The organism is Bradyrhizobium sp. BLXBL-01 (assembly GCF_051853025.1).
GTDB lineage: Bacteria > Pseudomonadota > Alphaproteobacteria > Rhizobiales > Xanthobacteraceae > Bradyrhizobium.
Map to the genome: position 1 here is coordinate 2,740,885 of NZ_CP182471.1, position 20,912 is coordinate 2,761,796.

Genomic DNA, 20,912 nt, shown 5'->3' on the forward strand with positions numbered 1-20,912 from the left:
GCTCTCTAGGGTCCGCGTCGCCTTCTGGCTCGTTGCCGATCTGCGCTCGAAGAGCAGAAAGATCTGCTTGCAGGAGATGAGTCCGATCAAGGTGAAGCAGCCCGCCACGACCGTGCTCGACACGAAAACCTCGCTTGCACCAGCAAGCGCCGCACTCGCGCTCCTATGTGGACAGCGATACCGCCGACATCATCACCAATCATTTCGCGATCGGGGGCCTAGTAAACGCACTGTCGGACCCAGTAGCCACCGCTGACCCGTATCCACTGGCATGGACTCGGCGGGGGCTCTTTGATGATCGGCCACCCGTGAATATCGATGTTTGTTGGCGCGGTGATGCCGCGCCAAAAGACGGCATTTGCTTCGGAGGAATGGAAGACCAAAGCTCCGGCGAAGCAGGTAGCGGCTACACGGCACAGCAGGAAACGGCTCATTTGTCTGATCCCGGCGAGACGTTGGACCCTTGCCGATGCTACGCGAGCCGCAGGGTTTCATCCACACCCACGGCGACCAGTCTGCCGCTCCGGGGGCGCTCCCAACGTAGAATTACGGGCTGTTGGCGCTACGTTGCGTTGCGAAGTGCACGCTTGTGAGACCAGGCGCTTCGGTTTCGAATTCGGGTCCTTCGAAACAGTTCGTTAGCTTTCATGTGGCTTGCTGGGAGCGTGCCGATTACCGCCGATCGCGGCACATTGGAATGGGAATGCCGGCCCCGGCTGTTTCTCCCAACCTGCGGCTGGGGCCGTTTTGAACTTTTCGCTGCATCGTTCAACCCGGTCCACAACCATGTTTAGAGGCATTGCTATCGCGCTATTTGGAATGAGCATGCTTTCGCAGCTCGATCGCGCGCTCTTCCACGGCCGCAATACTGTCGCCGCGCTGAGGCTGATACGGGACGTTGGCCAAGGTTTCGGGCTGTAGGTCCGCCCGCGCTGCCTTCAAGATCGCTCGGGGACTACTTCTTCAACAGCAGTCCCAACGTTCGCGCCATGCGCCTCACCGATCCGGCGTGGCGGCCGAGTTCGGCGGCTATCTTTGAGGCGCCAACTCCCTGTCGGGCCAGCGTGATCAACCGTCGGACCTCCTGCTCGGCCCATTGTTTTGGCTTCGGAGTTTTCATGATGCGGCGCTCGATCCGCACCAGTTAACCAGCGAGCGAAATTGCCGACACTTGGGAAATTTACGGGTGGACTTCCTGCCTGAGGCCGCCCCTCGCTTTTAAACGGCAGTTTCGATGCTTGTCGGCTATTGCCCGTAAACCGGGCGTAGGGCTGCGCTTGCCACGACCGCCGCTTGTGACCCCCCAGCTGCCCTTCGCTGCTACAGACACTCGACGGCGATAGCCCCGTATGAGGCAATGAGCCTGACGTATTGAAAGCCGATTTTTGGCTATGGTAGATTGCCAGTTTATGCCGATTGCTTTGATCCGTCTTAGTAGTGCTTTTTGTACTGTGGAGGACATTTATGCGAAGCTCTCGCGCAATGCTTTATCGGCAACAACTTGGCGAACTCGCCTCTCAGCTCTCAGAACTGGAAGATCTTCGAAGCCTGGTCGAAGATGCAGAGCGCGTCGCCCGAGGTGCGCCCGCATTGCGCTCTAGACGCCATGCTTCGCACCGCCTCCGAGGTCGTGATCGCGGCGCCCTGTCTGTCCGCCTCCGCTGCTACACGCCACCAGGCAGAAATGCAGGAGGTCTCAGGGTCCCTCAGAACGACAACTTAATCGATTGGATGTTGCTTGAGCCATTTCCCGACGGATGGTGGGCTTCCCCCTAAAGCTCTTCAACGGCTGCCAGTAAATCAAGTTTTCTCGTCTGCTTGTGGGCCCTAGTGTGGCCGTGCCGCCTTGCTTTAAGCAAGCGGCGAAGCCGGAAACTTCGCGGGCGGGACAGGCATAGGCGCGGCTGAGAGTCCGCCGCGCCGGTGCCATGATTGTAGCCGCGCCTAGGCTGCCTGCCGCATGCGTTCGATGCTCCGAGTTATATGATTTCCGGCATCGTCCGCCACCTTCAGAGACAAGTCCGCCATCCGGCGGCTGGTATCCAACGCACTCCTGATCGTGTCGCGCATCAGATCGGTTTGCACAGCGGCCAAATCGTGAGGAGTGCGGCAGTTCCAGAGTTCATTCGTGCGGTCCATGGTCCTCTCGATCTGCTGTCGAACGAAATCGAAGCACTCACGCGATGCACCATTCATTCCTTTGGCGACTGCAGTCGTAGAGTATATGATTGCTTCGGCATTGCGGACCGAGCGTTCCGCTGCCTGCTGCGCCTCATTGCCGGTCAAACCGAACGTGCGACCCAGCTGATCAGTCGAGCGACCCATCATGGCCGCAGCCATGTCGAGTCCGAAGCGCCAAGCGTTTTGCAACATCTCGGTATTTTGTCGCAAGAGATGGCCGCTGGCTTGCGCCACCTCCTCCCCCGCCTCGGCGGTGGCCAAGCCGATCCGCCTGGTCTGCTCGGCGGTCCTCTCGCCGGCGCGGCGGATTGTGTCTTCAGGGCTTTGGGTGGGTTTTTCCTCTGGGCGTGGATTGGCCATTTCGTTGCTCCATCGTTCTTGTTGGTGAGGTCGGATCGCTATGCGCTTCGTCACATGCGATCCTTAGCGAGCAAACGTGAGCAATTCTGCGCCGTTCCGGACCGAGCGATCTTTTAATCAATCCTCCGCGATTGCGCGCAGGAACGAGCACTTCAACTTCCAATTATTCCTTGGTTTGGCTCGTCTGCTCGCGCTGCGGATCAGACGTTTCTTGGTCCTAACTCAAGGCTCAGTCATGACCACCGCTGAAACCGTCCTGCTCATCGTTATCTTGATGTTGGCGCTTCTCGTCATCGGCAACATCGGCTTCTCCAAACTGGCCGAGCGAAGAAATCCGCCTATCGGCAAGTTTCTCGAGTGCGACGGCGTGGTACTCCACTATATCGATCGGGGCGATCCCGCGGCCCCTTGCGTCGTGCTGCTTCATGGCAACGGATCCATGATCCAGGACTTCATAATCGGTGGGCTGGTCGATCTTCTTGCCCGCAGCAATCGCGTGGTGTGCTTTGACCGTCCGGGCTTTGGCTATAGTCAGCGGCCGCGGCTCCGAGTATGGAGCGCAGCGGCTCAAGCAGCTCTGCTGGTGAAGGGACTCGAGCAACTCGGGATCCGCGATCCTGTGGTGCTGGGCCATTCTTGGGGCGCCTTGGTCGCTATCGCTCTCGGGATGCGGAAGGATTATCCGATCCGGGGTCTTGTGCTTGCGTCCGGCTACTACTTCCCGACCATCCGATTGGATGTGTGGTTGATGTCAGGTCCGGCCATACCGGTCTTGGGCGACTTGGTCAGCTACACTGTCGCGCCGATCATCTCCTGGGCCATGTTGCCGGGAGCCTTCCGCAAGATTTTCGCGCCCCGGTCCGTCCCGTCGACATTCAAGAACGAATTTCCAGCGTCTCTCGTTCTCAGGCCCACACAATTGAGAGCGGCTGCGGAGGAAAGCGCACTCCTCATTCCAACTGCAACACAGTTCCAAGCCCACTATTCGACCATGAGCCCCCGCGTGAAAATCTTCCATGGAGCAGAGGACCAGGTGATCGAACAGAAACAAGCTCGAGATTTACATCAGGCGCTGCCTCGGTCCGATCTTCACCTGGTTCCGAATGCCGGACATATGGTCACGCACGCAGACCCCGTTGCCATTGCGGAAGCCGTCAATTCAATGACGAGATAGGAGGAGGGAGGGGTTGTCTAGTTGGCCTATCCTCCGGCTCAACAGCCTGTCTGAGCTCACTTGGATCCTCAGAGTAATCGAACAACGCATCCGACATGGTGCCATCCCAGGCATTCTCGAGCTGTGGCTCGATTAAATGTTAATATATAATCAGCTACTTTAAATAAATTAAATGCTGGACGAGATTTAAATTTGGATTAGAATGAGAACCGCTTGGCGCCGGATGAACGCGTCAAGGACCTCCTAGAAGCGGCCCCCATCATCCCGCCCTGCCAGCCCTGTTCCAGGGATGCAAGGGCCGCTTCTAGGGCAAAATGTGAGCCAGATCATGCACTTGTCACTAGGTGATTTGTTTCTCATCTCCGCAGGAACCGGTACGCTCCTACTGATTGAGCTCGGAGTATTGATCATCGTGGGTGTGATCTGAGCCAATGGAGAAGAGCGTAGGGACGTTCTGAGGGCCAGCTCCATATCACGTCTCCTTGTAGGTTTGTTCGGCCTCGATCGCGCGGAGCAGGGCGGCAAGGCTGGGATATTCCAAGCCATTGCGGACGTAGCGGTCGCGAGGAGATCTTCGCCGGGGGCGAGCAGCTTCGCGTAAGTTCCGCTTTCGTGAAGCATCAGCCAGCCCTACTCGACCGCATAGGCAATGCCCAGCGAGAGAGAAAGCGGCCTAGCCCATGTATTGCCTGCGATATTCCGCCGGCGTCATGTTCATCTGCCGGCGGAAGATTCGATTGAGGTGACTCTGATCTGAAAATCCGCTCAGCAGCGCGATCTCTTTCAACGCCAGGCGATCCTTGCGCAGATACTGGCACGCGCGTTCCACCTTGCGGCTCAAGACAAAGGCGTGTGGCCGCATTCCATAATGCACATGGAATTTGCGTGCGAACTGAACGGGCGAGCAGTTGCAGATATTGGCCAATTCCTCGAGCGTAATGTTTCTCGAGATGTTTTGTTCGATATAGTCCTCGATCAGTCTTGCATGGGCAGGCCTGAAACGCCCCTGTGAACAGGGCAATTTGAACTGCACCGAGGCATATCTTCGCAGGACGTGCACGCTGGCCTGAAGCGCCAGCGCATCGTAGCAGAGCCGGCCACCGGGGCCCCCCGCCGCAACCTCCTGCACCATCTGATCACCAATCCAGGTCAGGATTGGGTCTTCGACCTTGAGCAAGTCGTGGAGTTCGACGTGTTGCGCATCGCGATCGAACGCCTCGCTTGCAGTCTTCGCCATAAACGCCGGTGAAATGTAGAAATGACTGACCTCGATATCCTGGCTCCATCGCCAGTTCGAGCCTTCCGCGCGCGTGAGCAGCGTCGTGATGCCGCGGCCGACGTGATCCTGCTTCCAGGCCCCGGTAACCCTGCGGTTCATCGCTGTCGCGCCCTCGCGGTAGAGGACGATCAGATAGTTCTCGGACGGGGGCACCCAGATGTCAGACGGTGCATAGCGGAACACCCGTAGCCGAAAATCGGCCTTTCCCACCGCGGAGCTGTCCAACATCAGTTCGCCAGGAGCGTAGCGCGGCAGCTCCTCGACCGTGATGAATTGGCCCATCGCGCAAGCCTCCCTCCCTGGATTCTGGGAAGCGTTAGCCGCTTTTTTCTCTCATTGGCCGGATGGCAACCGCGCAGCATAAGCTGGTTTTGTCATTTGCCAAGCGAGTTGCACCAGGAACTGCGGCCCTCGCGGCGCGGCGCCACCCACGTCGTTCAAAGGATTGTCGGTTTCGTTCAAGCCGCGAGCGTCAGCACGCTCGTAGGCTGTCTCGCGTTTCAGGCATGAGCGGAGAGAGCGGCGCAAACGGGTGAAACCGCCCCTTCGATCTGTCGAAACGGAAAATGATGCGATGCACCACCACCCGACCACGCGACGGGTGGGCAAGGCCGTGCGCACTCAGAAAACATCAAGGAGGGAAATATGGCGGAAGACGCGACCAAGTCCAACGGAGGCAACGGCGCGCATGTGACGGCGCGCTTCGATGCGGTGGTGATCGGAGCCGGCGTCGCCGGACTCTATGCGCTCTACCGTCTGCGCGAGCAGGGGTTGAAGGTGATGGCGATTGACGCAGCCCCCGGCGTCGGCGGCACCTGGTATTGGAATCGCTATCCCGGCGCGCGCTTCGATTCGGAAGCCTATATTTATCAGTATCTCTTCTCCGAGGAGCTCTACAAGGGATGGAGCTGGAGCGAGAAATTCCCGGGCCAGCCGGAAATCGAACGTTGGCTGAACTACGTCGCCGACCGTCTGGATCTCCGCAAGGACATCCAGTTCAGTACCACGGTCAATAGCGCGCATTTCAACGAGGCAACCCACCGCTGGCTGGTCACGACCGAGAAGGGTGACGTGATCGACACCCAGTTCCTGGTTACCTGCTGCGGCATGCTCTCGGCCCCACACGTGTCCTTTCCAGGTCAAGAGACATTCAAGGGGCAGTTGTTTCACACGGCGCGCTGGCCGAAGCAGCCGGTCGACCTCGCAGGCAAGCGTGTCGGCGTCATTGGTAACGGCGCGACAGGCATTCAGGTCATACAGACAATCGCCGGCGAGGTCGGCCATCTCAAAGTGTTCATCCGCACCCCGCAATACATCATCCCGATGAAGAATCCGAAATACGGCGCGGCCGATGTCGAGGCCTATAAGTCGAAGTTCACGTCGTTCACCGAGCGCCTGCCGCACACCTTTACCGGGTTCGAATACGACTTCGAGCACACCTGGGCAGGTCTCACCCCGGAGCGTCGCCGAGAGGTACTCCAGGCTTGCTGGGATGACGGCTCCCTGAAGCTGTGGATATCGTCCTTCGCCGAGCTGTTTTTTGACCCCGAGGTCAACGCCGAGATCTCCGAATTCGTGCGCGAGAAGATGCGCGAGCGGCTCAAGGATTCGAAGCTGTGCGAAGCCCTAATTCCGACCGATTATGGCTTCGGGACGCACCGTGTGCCACTGGAGCAAAAGTTTCTCGAAGCCTTCCATCGTCCGAATGTCGAGATCGTCGGCGTCAAATCCAACCCGATCGAACGTGTGACGCCTGCGGGCATCCAGACGGCCGACGGAACGATCCACGAGCTCGACATCATCATTCTGGCAACCGGATTCGACGCCGGAACCGGTGCGTTGACGCGCATCGATATCAGGGGTCGGGGGGGCCGTTCGCTGAAGGAAGACTGGAGCAGGGACATCCGCACGACGATGGGTCTGCAGGTTCACGGCTACCCGAATCTCTTCACCACCGCCGTGCCGCTCGCGCCTTCGGCGGCGCTCTGCAACATGACGACATGCCTGCAGCAGCAGGTCGAATGGATCGACGGTTGCATCAGGTACATGCGCAGCAAGAGCCTTGACGTCGTCGAGCCGACGAAGGACGCCGAGGACAGCTGGGTGGCGCATCACGATGAGATCGCCAATGCGACGCTGATCGCCAAGACCAATTCCTGGTACTTGGGCTCGAATGTCGAAGGCAAGCCGCGCCGCGTTCTGTCCTATTGCGGCGGTGTCGGCAGTTATCGCCAGAAATGCGACGAGGTCGCCGCGAATGGCTACCAAGGCTTTGCGATGCAGAGTCCTCGCGAAGCCGCCACGGAGAACGTCATTTAGATGCAGAGGGAGGAGACCATGAACACGAATTTCACTGCAGCGGCTGACGCCGTTCTCAACGATGTCGTTACATCCACTCCGCGCGTGCCCGGTGTCGTCGCGATGGTGACGAACCGCCATCGCAACATCTACGAAGGCGCTGCCGGCAAGCGCCGTCTCGACCGACCGGCCGAGATGACAACCGACAGCATCTTCGCCATCTTTTCCACGACCAAGGCAATCACCGCCACGGCGGTCCTGCAGCTCGTCGAAGAGGGCAAGCTCGATCTCGACACGCCCGCCAAGCGCTACGCGCCCGAGATCGGCAAGCTCCAGGTCATCGAGGGTTTTGATGCCCAGGGCGAGCCGATCCTGCGTGCGCCCAAACGCGACATCACCACGCGCATGCTGATGGTCCATACCGCAGGTCTCAGCTACGACTTCATCAACCACACCTATAACCGTCTGGCCCAGGAAAAGGGTCAGCCAAGCGTCATCACCGCTTCCAAGGCCTGCCTGATGACTCCGCTGCTTTTCGATCCCGGCGAACGGTGGGAATACGGAACCAATCTTGACTGGTGCGGTCAGATCGTCGAGGCCATCAGGGGGTGCCGGCTCGGCGAGGTATTCCAGACTCGGATTTTCGAGCCGCTACGCATGAAGGAGACGACGTTCGAGCTGACCGATGCGATGCGCCAGAGGCTCGCCGGGATCCATGCGCGAGGCGCCGACGGGTCGCTCACACCGATGGATTTCGAACTGCCTGCCAAGCCCGAAGTGCACATGGGTGGCCACGGCCTTTACAGCACGATCGGCGACTACATGCGTTTCATCCGCATGTGGCTGAATGACGGCGTGGGCGAGCACGGCCGGGTGTTGAAAGCGGAGACCGTCCGCATGGCGGAAAAGAACCAACTGGGTGACAAGAAGGTGACGCCGATCACGGGCGTCATCCCGTCGCTGTGCAATGATGCCGAGTTCTTCCCCGGCCAGTCCAAGTCTTGAGCGCTGAGCTTCATGGTCAATGATGAAGAAGCTCCCACTGGCCGTCCTGCCGGCGCGCTCGGTTGGGCTGGCCTTGCCAACCTGTTTTACTGGATCGATCGCCAGAACGGCTTTGGCGGGTTCTGGGCTACACAGATTCTTCCCTTCGGTGATCCGGCGTCGTTTATCGGCTACATGAATTTTGAGACGGCATTTTACCAGAGCCTGAAACAGCGAATGGTAAGTTAGCGACTGGCCTGATCTCCTTCGCACGCGGCCACAGCGGCCGCGTGCGATTGTTCCGCATTTGGCCCGTGGCTGACTTCCCCTCTTAGGCTCGCACCGTCCGCTTCCGAGGGCTGAGCGGAAGCCATCGCCGGAGCCGCCGAGGGCAGCCTTTGACCCAATTCGGAGCTGGACGGGCGCCACTGCGGTTCAACTACGGCAGTTCTTTTGTCGCCGTAAAGGGATTGAACCCGCGTTCTGCAAGAGCAGCCCACGAAGCAGCGCCAAGATGTGGCAATCGGAAATAGAGTCGTGGCTTGGCCGGATCGGTATCCAGCATGAACCCGGTCGGTAGCGCTCGGACACTTGTGGCATAGAACCCGCCATCCGGCGACCTCTGAGAGTCGATGACAGCGATCAACGATTTTGCCTCCGCAGCCCTGCCGAGCAATTTCAGCAAGAGAGCCATTTGGCTTGTCCCTTCGGTCCACACACCATCTCGGTCTTCACCGTAAGAAAAGCCCTCGTCGACTCTCATTCGCTGTTCGGCGGTCGTAATGGCCGACGCAAATTTCCTCGCCGCTCCGGGGAGCGCCGTTAACGGCCAGACTTGAGCATCAAGGGCCAAAATCGGATTGCGCGTGACGCCGTCTTCGGCGGTTCCTGCGGCGAAACAGCCGCATGCCGGATCCCACATCGTATCCACGAAGCGCTCAGCAGCTGTTGCCATGTCACGCCAGCGCGAATCGCCTGTACGGGTTGCAAGAAGGCCAAACGCGGCGGCGAGGTCGGTATTGTGTTCAGTCGATTTCCATGTCCGCAACTCGGGCGTCGGTTCGTGCCCAAACGTACCGCCCGTGAAACCGCCAGTCCCGCGCCCGTCGGCCCATTGCGCGACCCAGGTGCCAAGCCGTGCTGCACCATCGCGGAATCGAGAGCCGGTGTTCACATCATCAATCGACAGCAACGCCAACATGGCCCACGCGATGTTACCGTTATCGCTGCCGACCTGATATCGATCCTCCAACCACTTGTTCTGCGTGTTGTCCCACCACCCCGGAAGCTTGACAGGGCCATTCGTCACCACACCCCCGGCGTAAGCGTTCCGGAGCCGTCCATCATGCCAGCTCCGGTCGTTGTCGATGGCCCAGAGAATCGCCGCGCCGATGCGACGTGCCTTGTCTTGCTCACCGCAACCGACCAATGCGATGGCGGCCACCGCATTGTCATAGAGGTATGCGGCGCCATGCAGAGGCCCCGAGTTCACGGTCGGATAGCTGGGCAAGAACAACGGCCCTGGCGGTGCCTTATCGATGAGACCAGCGAGGTACCCGCATGCAGACGCTTCTGATGTTGCCAAAGCCCGTCGTGGAGTGGCGACCACAATGATTATGAAAGTCGTTAGGATGCATACCAAGGAAGTTATTCGGGCCACTTGTCGTTCTCCGGGTGGCGGCTGATCTTATACCTATCGGCGATGTCTGGAAGTGGCCCCGCGGCTGACTTCAGTCCAGAGCGCGGGGATGTCCGCTTCATTGCGTTCAATGCTCGTAGAAATTGATTTGCTAAGCTATTCTTGTCGGGTTGTGGGAGCACGCAATGTCGAAAGCAATTGCCGTCTTGGGCTCCGCTCTGTTCTTCGTCATTGCGCCGTTGGTGCTGGCAGGCTTCGTCCCTTGGTGGGTCACGCAGTGGGAATTTCGGCCAGCTTTTTTCGGCGTCGATCTAACCCGCATCCTCGGCGGTATATTGATCATCGTCGGAGTGCCCGGACTCGTGGATTCATTTGCCCGTTTTGCGCTGGAAGGGCTGGGGACGCCCGCCCCGATCGCGCCGACACAAACGCTCGTAGTGACTGGGCTTTATCGCTACGTGCGAAATCCCATCTACATCGCGGTCGTCGCAGTCATTTTTGGTCAGGCCCTTTTGTTTGGTGATTGGCGACTCCTCTGGTACGGCGCGCTACTCTGGCTTTTTTTCCATGTCTTTGTGGTGATTTACGAAGAACCGACGCTCGAGCGAACATTTGGCACGGAGTACGAGAGCTTTCGGGCTAATGTGCCACGCTGGATTCCGCGGGTAACGCCATGGCGAGCCGCATAAAAGGATCGCTGCATTATGAGGACCGAATTTGGCCCGCTGGAGACCGTCCGCCGGCGCTCAACACGTCCCTCCACCAGAACCAACCGGAAGTCACCGCTGACGCGTAGCGACGCGCTGGACCCTCAACGGGCATTTATGGGGTCTGTTCCCACCAATATGCTTAAGGATATAATCTGGCCAGCCTCCAGTCGGACTGCTGCTAGGTTCAGACCCATGAAGCGGTGGCGCTCAGTCAGCATTATCTGCATGGTTGTCACTGCGGGCCTGCTGGGTGCCGGGGCCCTTGTTGGTGGCCAGTCACGCGTGCCGACAGAAGCCATAGCGTCCTCGGTAACACGTACACCGGAGCTTATGGAACGCGCGTGGCACCTGCCAGTTGCAGCTACATTCCACAGGAACGTTAACTGGCAGTCAAATAGCTCTCGTTGCGGACCTGCAGCTGTTGCGAATGCGTATAGGTCGCTCGGCGAGGCGGCAAGCACGGAGGGCAAGGTGTTGGCTGGCACCGGGCGGTGCTGGACAGGCTTATGCATCCTGGGTCTCACGCTTGACGAGCTCGCCGAGGTCGCGGGGACCAACACGAGCCGCAAAGTCACTGTCTTGCGTGATCTCAGCGAGGACCAGTTTCTGGAGCATCTGCGTCGCTCCAACGATCCAGGCCGACGCTACATCGTGAATTTCAATCGCGCGCAAATTTTTGGTGCTGGTGTTGGACATCATTCGCCCATTGGCGGCTATCTGGAAGCCGACGATCTAGTTTTCGTGCTCGATGTCAATTCCAGCTACCAGCCATGGCTAGTCGAGCGAAAACGACTGTTCGCAGCTGTAAATACGTACGATGGCGACAAGAAGCGCGGGCTGCTGCTGATCGAGTAATTGCAAATCTCTGCGGTCTGTCACGTATAGCCTTGAGCTGAAGAAGGCGAGCGAGGCGGTGGAGGTGACCAAGCGGTCGAATAACAAGGTTGCGAGCTGCTGCCTTGCGATGGGTCTGCTCGTGGCCCGTTTGAGATATGCCGACCGGCGGCGGACATGTCCGTTCACCGGGGTCGACCGGAAGTCATCGCGGCAAGGCTAAGCCGACGCGAAGGACCCAAAGCCGTCCTGAGCGCCGACTAGTCGGTTCAGCGAGCAGCCGCTTGAACTTCTCCATCGCATCCTTTCTAATTGCATCTTTCTGATCAATAAGGTGCAACATGCCAAAGGGTTACTGGGTTGTTTTTGCGGACGTGAATGATCCTGAAGGCTACAAGAGCTATATCGCGGCAAATGCCAAAGCGCTTGCGAAGTACGGGGCCCGCTTCCTAGCGCGGGGCGGCAAAGTCGAGCCAAAAGAGGGCAAACCACGGTCGCGAGTGATCGTCCTAGAGTTTCCGACCTATAGCGCGGCATTGGAGTGCTACAACTCGCCCGAATATGTCGCCGCAATGAAAGAGCGCGAAGGCAGGTCGGTTTGGGACATGGCGATTACCGAGGGTTATGAAGGCCCGCAGCCATCATAGGAGTGGGCTCCAGCACTTTGTTGATCAAAGCCCTGATGTCCGCTTCTGGTCCTGGCCGTGTAAAAACTCAAGAATCGAAACGCAGCGAAGAATGATATTTTCAAGTCCGACCTCCAAGTTTAATCCGCTTGCGCCTTGAGCGTCTAAAGCGGCCTTCGACGAATAATTTCTTCTATCGCGATTGAGCGTCTTCGCGTTTTCACACAGCCAAGGTCCCTAGCCGAACAAGGCCGCGGCATTATGGTGTCCGCTATCGCTGGTAGACCGGCCGCGGGCCGTGCTCGCTTCGACCACCGGTCGTGACCCCACATCGCATTAGGCTGTTCGCGTAGGTAGGCTAATGGTGTGGTCCTGCCGCCTTGCCTTGGGCATGTGGCTTGGCGACGTCGCGAATGCAATCGCGAACGCTTGCGCGACCGCGCTCAGCATTCGACCCTTCAAGGTGAAGACCGCCGTTGGCAGGTGCCACCGCGGCAATGCGACGAATAGTGCCTTCGGCACATCGGCTCCGGCCCGAACCGCAGCGCCCAGCCAGTCCTGATGGAGGACGCTCGCAAAGGGGCGGTCGCAGAAAAGCTACCGCCGGCGCGCGACCGCGACGCCAAACAGGAAAGCGACGAACAGGCTCGCAAGCGGTGCTTCGCGCGTGATCGCGGCGACTGTCGCGAGTGCCCCGCCGGGCTTGCGCGATTCCTCGACTGCGGAGGTCAGGCGGTCGACCGCTGCGTGCAGGCCTCCGGCGACTTCACCGATGGTGCGGGATACGTCCGCGGCCGTATCGATGGCACGCTCGGCCATGCCGGGCTGGGACGTGGATTGCGGTATCTCCGTGCTCAAGGGCGCGACCTCCAGGCGTGTTGATGGAAGCCGGCACCTTTGGCTATCCGCGCGAGCGCTCGTTCTGAACAGCGGGTCTTGATGACCTTTGGCTATCCGCGACAGGCGCCGTGATTGACGGCGGGTGCCGGCCTTGGATGGGCAATTCAGCGCAGGGAATTTTGTTCCTGATCATATGCCGGCCGCGGCGCGCTCCCCGGGAAACGACGGGTGCGAATCTCTGTTAGGCTGGGTCAACCTTGCTGATGTCAGGAGGCAGCCGTGACCGACCGGACCATGACGGATCGAGCCCGGCGCATCGCCTTGCTCGGTGCTCCCATCGACATGGGGGCTTCGCAACGCGGCACCTTGATGGGGCCCGCGGCGCTGCGCACCGCCGGCCTTGCGACATTGCTGGAAAGCCTTGATTTCGAGGTCGTTGATTATGGCGATCTGTCGGTAGCCGAAGTCCTGGACCTCACCGACAGGCCGCCCGAAATGGCCAATCACTACCGCGAAATCCAGCGCTGGACCCGCGTCCTGAGCCGCAGAGGCTATGAGATCGCGACAAGTGGTGCGCTGCCGATCTTTCTCGGCGGCGATCACACGCTGTCGATGGGGTCGGTCAATGCCATGGCGCGTCATTGGCAGGAGCGCGGCCGCGAACTCTTCGTGCTCTGGCTCGACGCCCATGCCGACTACAACACGCCGGAGACGACGATCACCGCGAACATGCACGGCATGTCAGCCGCGTTCCTGTGCGGCGAGCCGGGCCTTGACGGCCTGCTCGGCGACGATCCGCGCGCTTCGATTCTCCCGGACAAACTCGATCTGTTCGGCGCGCGTTCGATCGACAAGCTCGAAAAGGAGCTGATGCGCTCGCGCCGGATCAGGATCGTCGACATGCGCCAGATCGACGAGTTCGGCGTCGCCGTCCTGATCCGCCGCGTCATCGAGCGCGTCAAGGCGAGCAATGGCGTGCTGCATGTCAGCTTCGATGTCGATTTCCTCGATCCCTGCGTGGCGCCGGGCGTCGGCACCACCGTGCCGGGTGGTGCCACCTATCGCGAGGCGCACCTGATCATGGAGCTGCTGCACGATTCCGGCGTGGTCGGATCGGTCGACATCGTCGAACTCAATCCGTTCCTGGACGAGCGCGGTCGGACCGCGCGCACCGCGGTCGAGCTGATCGGCAGCCTGTTCGGCCAGCAGATCACAGACCGGCCGACGCCGAGCAATGCCATCGCGCCGGGCGAGTGAAGCGGCGCCTAGGCGACAGCTGACAGCTCGATCCTCATTACGGGAAAAAGTGGCAATACCTCGGAACCTTGCCGTGATTGGTGGGTTCTCGCAGGCCGCGCGCTGCGGCGCGGAGTGGCCGTCATGCCGATCATTCGATACTTCGTCTTTGTCGGCGGGCTGCTCCTGGCGCTGATCTTCGCGGCGGAGCACTATCTTCCGGCGCCGCTGGCACGGGCCGATACGCCCGAACCCGCCAAAACGACGATCCGGATCCGATCGGCGACACCTCTTCCGGAGAAGATCGTGTTCGACACTCGACCGCGTGCCGACCTTGCGCAGATCGCGCAGGCCGAGCCGCCGCTCGAAGCGCCGCCGCAGCCGATTCGCGAAGCGATGGCCGCCATGCCTGCAGCACTTCCTGCCAAGACCAAGCAAGAGCCGCCCGCCGGTCGATCCTGGCAGAGCCGCCCGCAGGCCAAGCGTTCGGCAAGGCTATCGAGACGAGCGCCCGGACCGCGGCTGGCTTTCGAGAGGCACGGCCCCTTCTTCGGAGATTGGTGAGCGAAACCGCCCCCTTCAAGAGAAAGGCCCGGACCATTCGAGCGCGGCCCGCGACGCGCCGAGCCAAGGCAATCTGACCTAGAGGCAATCCGATCAAGTCGCCCTGAATCATCAAATGGTCGAAGACCGGGAAAAAGCGGAAACCTTGGAAGCTGTCCTTGAGTTGGCACGCGACGAGGTTCGGTTTTCCGGAGAGCGGGGATGGTCGACGACATCGTCTTGAAGAACGCCGCGGACACCGCCTGGACAGTGTACCGGGCGCGGCATCCCGAGGTCGCTGCCGACGACACCCGGCGCTGTCTGCTGGAACGCCATCTGCAGAGGAGATGGGAAGAGCACCGAAGCGATACCGAAGAGCTTGCCTGCTTCGGGATAGCCTACCTGCACCGACTTCCCAGGGATGAATGTTGAGGTGCTTGAAGATGCTGGTTGTCCGCCTGGCCCGCGCGAGCACGAGGCCGAGTTGGACCCTGCTCGCGATTTCATTTCTCATCTCAGCGATCATCGTGATGGCTTTGCGCGTCGTGTTCGACGCTTAGAGCTTGCGCCCAGAGTGCCCAGCCGGGAACAAGTGGAATATCCAGACGTTCTTGGGCGGGCATCCATCGGGATGCCGGTTCACTGGAGGAGACGACGATGAAAACCACTTTTGCCGCAGCTCTGATCGGCAGCGCTTTGATCAGCGGCGCCGCGTTGGCGCAATCCGCCCAGCCGGCTGATCAAGCGGCGCCGGCTGCCACCGCGCGGCCGGCCGACAAGATGATGCTGAAGGACAATTGGCGCGCCTCGAAGCTCATGGGCCTGAACGTCTATAACGAGGCCAATGAGAAGCTCGGCGACATCAACGAGCTGCTCGTCGACAAGAGCGGCAAGATCAACGCAGTGGTGATCGGCATCGGCGGCTTCCTGGGGATGGGCGAGCACGATATCGCCGTCTCCATCGACAAACTGAAGTTCATGGAAGAGCCGGTCCGGACCAGCTCGATCAGCAACTCGCCCGCCTCGCGCGAGACCACAACCGGTGCGGCATCGACGAATGCCACGAGCCGCAACACCAATGATTGGGTACCCGACCATGCGGTCATGAGCGGAAACAAGGAGCAGCTGAAGGCGCTCCCGCAGTTCAAGTATTCGGACTATAACTAAAGACCGATTGCTGATGGATCCGAGGGCCTCCGAATGGAGGCCCTCTTTCGTTGGGCTCTCGCACACCATGAATCTGCCCCTGTGCCGGCTCGGGAACCTGCTCACGGCAGGGGAACCGGAGGGCGCTCGACCGAGTTAACCTGCGAGAGGAAAAATGCGGATCCTTCGATGACAAATGCTAGCCTCGCGCATTCCATCCCCAACGCTCTCCGCCATCCCGGCGTGATCGCGCTGATCGTGGCGGGTGTGACGATTGCGGCCATGCTGATCGTCGACCACGGGCCGTGGAGCCGGGCCAAGACACAGCCGGCCCATGTCGCGATGTTTGCGACCACGGGCGAAGCGGCACGGGCCGCCGGCGCCATGGTGCTCCCGACCGATCCGAAGTCGCCGATCGAGCCGCAGCGGCCGAAGACCTCTCCGACCGTCAATCCCGTGACGCCTTAACGCGCGATGAAATAAGGCTTGATCGTTCCAATGATGGAGGCTCCCTCTCCCGCAAGCGGGAGAGGTTGCACCGAGACCGTGGCAATCGATGCGACCTAAAGCCATTCCGCTCAGCTCTTGCGACCGTAGCTGAGGAGGCCGCCACTGGTCTTCGGCGGATGGGCCCGCAAGGCTTCCTCGTTCGGTTCGGTGCCCCAACCCGGCCGGTTCGGGATGACGAGATGCCCGTTCTCGATCTCGGGCTCGTGCGTGAACAGCTCGCGATCCCAGGACAGACGATCGATGTCGATCTCCATGATGCGTAGGTTCGGCACCGCGGCGCAGAAATGCGCGTTCATCATCGAACAGAGATGGCCGTAGAAATTGTGCGGGGCAACGTTGACCTCGAAGGCTTCGGCCGCCGCGGCGATCTTCATCGACTGCCAGACCCCGTTCCAGGGCGTGTCGATGATCGCGACGTCCATGGCCTGCGCCTGGAAATAGGGCAGGAATTCACGCAAGGAGAGCAGCGTCTCGCAGGACGAGATCGGGTGCGGGCTTTGCCGGCGGATATAGCCGAGCGCGTCCGGATTGAAGCTGTCGATCTCGACCCAGAACATGTCGAGGTCGGCAATGGTGCGCAGGATCTTCAAATAGCCTTCGGTCTTGGCGTTGAAGTTGCAGTCGAGCAGGATGTCGACGTCGGGGCCGGCGCCGTCGCGGATCGCTTCCAGGTGCATGTGCAGGTCGCGCAGGATCTTGCGGTCGACGTTGATCTCGGGCGCGAAAGGTGAGCCGAAGCCGGGGCGCCAGCCGGTCGGCCTGCCCTCGTCATAGGAGAAGATGTTGGTCTTGAGCGCGGTGAACTTCTTCTCGCGCACTTCGCGCCCCATGGCCTTGACGCCGTCGAGACTTTCGATCGGCGGCTTGTACCAGGACGGGTGATTGATGCGCCAGGTGGCGCAATGCGACCAGTAGACCCTGACGCGATCGCGGATCTTGCCGCCGAGCAGCTCATAGCAGGGAACACCGAGCGATTTCGCCTTGGCATCGAGCAGCGCGTTCTCGATCGCACCGAGCGCTTGCGCCACCACGCCGCCGGCCGCGGGACGCGTCGCCGCGAACAATTCGGCAAAGATGCGCTCGTGCTGGAAGACGTTCTGCCCGATGACCCGGGTGGAGAGGCGCTGGATCGCGGCGCCGACGCCGGGCGAGCCAAAGCCTTCGTCGAATTCGCTCCAGCCGATGATGCCGTCCTCGGTCGTCAGCTTGACGAAATGATAGTTTCTCCAGCCGGCATCGCAGGCGAGGATTTCGAGGCTTGTTGCTTTTGATGATTTGGTCATGTCGCTCCCTACTCGCCCGGCCGGGCTTCTTTTTTCGGCCCGATCTCAGGCCGGGCCCGGACCGCATTGTTAGGCCAAGCGCGGGGCGGCGGGAAGGGCGCTAGGATGCAACGCGGCAGCGCGTCCGAAGCAGCGCTTGCGTCAGCCAATCACCGACGAGCCGAGCAAAGCGAGGACGGCGAGCGCCATCAGCGCGGTGCCGAGCCAGCCCAGCGCGATCAGCCAGGAGCGGGCCCTGAAGCGGCCCATGATCGCGCGGCTCGAGACGATCAGCATCATCATCGCCATGATGGGGACGGCGACGATGCCGTTGAGCACCGCGCTCCACACCAGCATGTGGATCGAGTCGATGCCGGTGAAGCCGAGGCCGAAGCCGATGAGGGTCGCCGCGGCGATGATGGTGTAGAAGCCGGCCGCTTCGTCCGGCTTGGCCTCCAGCGTGGCGCGCCAGCCGAAGATCTCGGCAACGCCGTAGGCGGCCGAGCCCGCCAGCACCGGAATCGCGAGCAGGCCCGTGCCGATGATCCCGGTCGCAAACAGGGCGAAGGTGAAATCGCCCGCGAGCGGCCGCAGCGCTTCGGCCGCTTCCGTCGCCGAGCCGATATTGGTGACGCCGTTGGCGTGCAGGACCGATGCGGTGGTCAGGATGATGAAGAAGGCGATGCCGTTGGAGAGCAGCATGCCGGAGACCGTGTCCATCTTGATGCGGTCGAGCTCGTGACCGCCGCCGCGCTTGAGCTCGCGAAGCGGCTTGTCGCGCTTGCCCTGGTTCATCTCCTCGACCTCCTGCGAGGCCTGCCAGAAGAACAGATAGGGGCTGATGGTGGTGCCGAGCACGGCGACCACCATGAGGAGATAGTCGCTGCTGACGTTTACCTTCGGCCACACCGCGGCGAGCAGCGCCGTGCTCCAGGGAATCTGCACCGTGAAGGCGGTCGCGACATAGGCGAACAGCGCCAGTGTGAGGAATTTCAACACCGGCGAATAGCGGCGATAGGGCAGGAACACCTGCAGCAGGGTCGAGCCGGCCGCGAAGATCAGCGCGTGCTCGTGGTTGAGGCCGCCGATCACGAGCGAGAGTGCCTCGGCCATCGCGGCGATGTCGGCGGCGATGTTGAACGTGTTCGCGGCGACCAGCATCGAGACCAGCGCCAGCACCGCCCAACGCGGCGCGACCCGCATGACGTTGGCGGCGAGCCCCTTGCCGGTGACGCGGCCGATCTGCGCGCTGACGAGCTGGATCGCGATCATGAACGGCGTGGTCAGAAACGCCGTCCACAACAGACCATAGCCGAATTGGGCGCCGGCCTGCGAATAGGTGGCGATGCCGGACGGATCGTCGTCGGCAGCTCCGGTGATGAGGCCGGGCCCCAAGCGTTGCAGCAGCGTTGGCGCGGATTTCGTCGGGGTGAGGGCGCTGTCGCTCATGAACGGGCTCGAACGGTGCGGACGTCGTCATAGCAAATGCGAATCAAGGAACATAAGTTCCCGCTGCCGCCGCCGGCGGCTAATTTTCGAAAATGCTAAGCGAGTTTGCTCCGTCGGGCAAAACAGGTCTAGGTTGCCATCATCGGCTACTTGATGCTGACGAACATGCCCCAGGCGGCGGCCAGCGCGGCGCCGGTGAAGAGGACCACCGGATTGTTGCAGAACGTGCTGCCATAGCTGCACACGTCCGCACCGAACTGGCCGAGCTCGTGACGGCTCGCGGAATAGAACAGTCCCGACAGCACCAGCAATGCAGCGGCGACGTAGTACATGGGAGATCTCTCCGGCTTGCCCCGTCCAGGCGACATGTCCCAGCATGAGGCGAAGAGATTTCACTTCGCCCAATCCGCTTTGCGGCATTTGAGACAAAGTTAAAAGGCCCCGCACCGCGGGGCCTTTGTCGTGTCGAAGCTCTGCGGCCCTATCGCCGCGAGCCTACGCCGTAGAGTTCGCGCTCGCGGCCGATATCCTCCGGCGACAGCGGCGGGCTGGCGGCGTCGAAGTCGGTCCAGCCGGACTTCTGCCAGGCGGCGCTGCGCTCTTGAAGGTTGACCGATCGCTCGTGCAGGAGCGCATCAAGGCGCGCGCGGTCCTGGTCCGGCACCTTCGCGGACACCAGCGTGCCGCCGCGGCGGACGCCCTCGGCATAACGCGATGCGTCTTCCCTGGAGACGCCGGCCTCGGTCAGGGCGCCGATGATTCCGCCGGTGGCCGCGCCGGCCGCCGCGCCTGCCGCGGTCGAGGCGAGCCATCCGGCCGCGACCACCGGGCCGAGGCCGGGGATCGCCAACAGGCCAAGACCCGCGAGCAGGCCGGCGGCGCCGCCGAGCCCGGCGCCGATGCCGGCACCCGTGCCGGCGCCTTCGGCGCGATCATCGACGCCGTCGCGGTCACGATCGACCTTGCCGGAGCGTGAGCCGTACCAATTGTCCGAATTGTTGGCGACGAGGCTGATGTCGGAGTGCGGCACGCCGGCGCTTTCGAGCCGGGCCACGGCCCGCTCGGCATCGGCGTAATTGTCGTACAGGCGAGAGATGGTGGTCGTCATGTCTGGATCTCCTGAAATTCGCGGATTACTTGGCGGGGTTGACGTTGCCCTGGAAGTCGACGCTGACGTCGGTCTTGGTGCCGGCCTTGTCGGCCTTGCCGCGCCAGACGCCGTTGTCGTCCTTCTGCAGGCCCGAGACGTTGGAATAGCCCGCGCCCTCGATCCGCGATTTCGCCTGTCCTTCGGTGAAGCTGTTGCGGCCCGCGACCGGTGCGTTGGAGTTGTTCTGGTCGGAGCTGTTGACCGCGTTGTTGCCCGGCCCGCTTTGCGCCGGCTGCGACTGGGCGCCCGCGGGCACCGACCCGAGCAGCAACAAGGTTGAAGCCAGCACTGTCAGACGTTTCATGTTGTTGTCTCCTGCAAGTGATTGTGCCGGCGACAACAGGTCAGATTCGAATTGGTTGCTGTCGTTTTGGAGGAGTTTGCTGCGGCGCTTTGGCCGCGACAATGTCGACCGAGCTGCGGCCGTCGCTCGACCGACGCCTGCTACTTCGATGACTGCACAGACTCGGCCTGGCCCTTGGTGGGCTCCCACGGCGCCGGAAGGATCACGCGAATGGGACGGGCTTCGGAGGCAGTTTGAACCACCGGTGGAGCCTGATCCTTGACGGGCTCAGCCAGCGCCACGCTGATCAGCGCAGCGAGCACCGCCAGGGAAGTCGTCACGAGCCGCAAGTCGAGCATCGAAGCCTCCTGTTCGCACCAACGCAATCAGGCGGAATTGGTTCGGCGG

General features: G+C 61.2%; 20 protein-coding genes and 1 pseudogene. 11 read left to right on the forward strand and 10 right to left on the reverse strand.

Going from position 1 to position 20,912, the window contains the following annotated elements; translation table 11 throughout:
* Window positions 1–1,944 precede the first annotated feature (1,944 nt).
* Window positions 1,945–2,541 carry a phasin family protein gene (locus ACNJYA_RS12370; protein WP_439366509.1) on the reverse strand — a complete coding sequence of 199 codons (597 nt, stop codon included), beginning with the start codon at window positions 2,539–2,541 and terminating at the stop codon, window positions 1,945–1,947.
* Window positions 2,542–2,617: 76 nt separating this feature from the next.
* Between ACNJYA_RS12370 and ACNJYA_RS12375 the strand changes: the two genes are divergently transcribed.
* Window positions 2,618–3,715, forward strand: a complete 1,098-nt coding sequence (locus tag ACNJYA_RS12375) for an alpha/beta fold hydrolase (RefSeq protein ID WP_439366510.1) — start codon at window positions 2,618–2,620, stop codon at window positions 3,713–3,715.
* Between the two features lie 673 nt (window positions 3,716–4,388).
* On the opposite strand, the gene ACNJYA_RS12380 is transcribed toward ACNJYA_RS12375, so the two are convergent.
* Complete coding sequence (locus tag ACNJYA_RS12380) at window positions 4,389–5,276, reverse strand: helix-turn-helix domain-containing protein (protein ID WP_212255369.1); 888 nt, start codon at window positions 5,274–5,276, stop codon at window positions 4,389–4,391.
* A gap of 363 nt (window positions 5,277–5,639) precedes the next feature.
* Here ACNJYA_RS12380 and ACNJYA_RS12385 point away from each other — a divergent pair, with 363 nt between their 5' ends.
* Together ACNJYA_RS12385 and ACNJYA_RS12390 are read left to right on the forward strand one after the other, a co-directional pair.
* Window positions 5,640–7,313: a flavin-containing monooxygenase gene (locus ACNJYA_RS12385; RefSeq protein WP_212255371.1), complete on the forward strand. Its 1,674-nt coding sequence runs from the start codon at window positions 5,640–5,642 to the stop codon at window positions 7,311–7,313.
* 18 nt (window positions 7,314–7,331) lie between these two features.
* A pseudogene (locus ACNJYA_RS12390) lies at window positions 7,332–8,525 on the forward strand (serine hydrolase domain-containing protein).
* A gap of 190 nt (window positions 8,526–8,715) precedes the next feature.
* On the opposite strand, the gene ACNJYA_RS12395 reads toward ACNJYA_RS12390, so the two are convergent.
* Window positions 8,716–9,720 carry a hypothetical protein gene (locus ACNJYA_RS12395; RefSeq protein ID WP_349628390.1) on the reverse strand — a complete coding sequence of 335 codons (1,005 nt, stop codon included), beginning with the start codon at window positions 9,718–9,720 and terminating at the stop codon, window positions 8,716–8,718.
* A gap of 380 nt (window positions 9,721–10,100) precedes the next feature.
* Between ACNJYA_RS12395 and ACNJYA_RS12400 the strand changes: the two genes are divergently transcribed.
* The 3 genes from ACNJYA_RS12400 (at window position 10,101) to ACNJYA_RS12410 (ending at window position 12,106) form a co-directional block, all read left to right on the forward strand.
* Window positions 10,101–10,604, forward strand: coding sequence for a methyltransferase family protein (locus ACNJYA_RS12400; protein ID WP_212255377.1), 504 nt, complete (start codon window positions 10,101–10,103; stop codon window positions 10,602–10,604).
* Between the two features lie 213 nt (window positions 10,605–10,817).
* Window positions 10,818–11,480, forward strand: a complete 663-nt coding sequence (locus tag ACNJYA_RS12405) for a phytochelatin synthase family protein (RefSeq protein ID WP_172785477.1) — start codon at window positions 10,818–10,820, stop codon at window positions 11,478–11,480.
* Between the two features lie 320 nt (window positions 11,481–11,800).
* Window positions 11,801–12,106, forward strand: a complete 306-nt coding sequence (locus ACNJYA_RS12410) for a DUF1330 domain-containing protein (RefSeq protein ID WP_212255379.1) — start codon at window positions 11,801–11,803, stop codon at window positions 12,104–12,106.
* Window positions 12,107–12,682: 576 nt separating this feature from the next.
* Here the strand turns inward: ACNJYA_RS12410 and ACNJYA_RS12415 are convergent.
* Entirely contained in the window at window positions 12,683–12,943 is a 261-nt protein-coding gene (locus ACNJYA_RS12415; protein ID WP_172785475.1) for a hypothetical protein, read from the reverse strand.
* A 261-nt stretch (window positions 12,944–13,204) separates the two neighbouring features.
* Here ACNJYA_RS12415 and rocF point away from each other — a divergent pair, with 261 nt between their 5' ends.
* The 5 genes from rocF (at window position 13,205) to ACNJYA_RS12440 (ending at window position 16,318) form a co-directional block, all read left to right on the forward strand.
* Window positions 13,205–14,182: an arginase gene (gene rocF / locus ACNJYA_RS12420; RefSeq protein ID WP_212255381.1), complete on the forward strand. Its 978-nt coding sequence runs from the start codon at window positions 13,205–13,207 to the stop codon at window positions 14,180–14,182.
* A 123-nt stretch (window positions 14,183–14,305) separates the two neighbouring features.
* On the forward strand, window positions 14,306–14,725 hold the full coding sequence (locus ACNJYA_RS12425) for a hypothetical protein (RefSeq protein ID WP_439366511.1): 420 nt from the start codon (window positions 14,306–14,308) through the stop codon (window positions 14,723–14,725).
* 201 nt (window positions 14,726–14,926) lie between these two features.
* The gene (locus tag ACNJYA_RS12430) at window positions 14,927–15,136 is read left to right on the forward strand and encodes a hypothetical protein (protein WP_439366512.1); all 210 of its coding nucleotides are present in this window, start codon (window positions 14,927–14,929) and stop codon (window positions 15,134–15,136) included.
* Window positions 15,137–15,361: 225 nt separating this feature from the next.
* Window positions 15,362–15,871 (forward strand): PRC-barrel domain-containing protein, encoded by a 510-nt coding sequence (locus ACNJYA_RS12435; RefSeq protein ID WP_439402981.1) that lies wholly within the window; start codon window positions 15,362–15,364, stop codon window positions 15,869–15,871.
* A 168-nt stretch (window positions 15,872–16,039) separates the two neighbouring features.
* Window positions 16,040–16,318, forward strand: coding sequence for a hypothetical protein (locus ACNJYA_RS12440; RefSeq protein WP_172785470.1), 279 nt, complete (start codon window positions 16,040–16,042; stop codon window positions 16,316–16,318).
* Window positions 16,319–16,428: 110 nt separating this feature from the next.
* On the opposite strand, the gene ACNJYA_RS12445 is transcribed toward ACNJYA_RS12440, so the two are convergent.
* From ACNJYA_RS12445 to ACNJYA_RS12470, 6 genes are all read right to left on the reverse strand, one after another.
* A complete protein-coding gene (locus ACNJYA_RS12445; RefSeq protein ID WP_439402982.1) occupies window positions 16,429–17,643 on the reverse strand; it encodes a mandelate racemase/muconate lactonizing enzyme family protein in 1,215 nt (404 codons plus the stop codon).
* Window positions 17,644–17,784: 141 nt separating this feature from the next.
* Entirely contained in the window at window positions 17,785–19,071 is a 1,287-nt protein-coding gene (locus ACNJYA_RS12450; protein WP_172785468.1) for an NRAMP family divalent metal transporter, read from the reverse strand.
* Between the two features lie 146 nt (window positions 19,072–19,217).
* Window positions 19,218–19,403: a hypothetical protein gene (locus tag ACNJYA_RS12455; RefSeq protein WP_025037635.1), complete on the reverse strand. Its 186-nt coding sequence runs from the start codon at window positions 19,401–19,403 to the stop codon at window positions 19,218–19,220.
* Window positions 19,404–19,552: 149 nt separating this feature from the next.
* Window positions 19,553–20,179: a hypothetical protein gene (locus ACNJYA_RS12460; RefSeq protein ID WP_212255388.1), complete on the reverse strand. Its 627-nt coding sequence runs from the start codon at window positions 20,177–20,179 to the stop codon at window positions 19,553–19,555.
* A 25-nt stretch (window positions 20,180–20,204) separates the two neighbouring features.
* Window positions 20,205–20,525 (reverse strand): hypothetical protein, encoded by a 321-nt coding sequence (locus tag ACNJYA_RS12465; protein WP_212255389.1) that lies wholly within the window; start codon window positions 20,523–20,525, stop codon window positions 20,205–20,207.
* Window positions 20,526–20,665: 140 nt separating this feature from the next.
* Window positions 20,666–20,863, reverse strand: coding sequence for a hypothetical protein (locus tag ACNJYA_RS12470; RefSeq protein WP_439402983.1), 198 nt, complete (start codon window positions 20,861–20,863; stop codon window positions 20,666–20,668).
* Window positions 20,864–20,912: the final 49 nt, after the last annotated feature.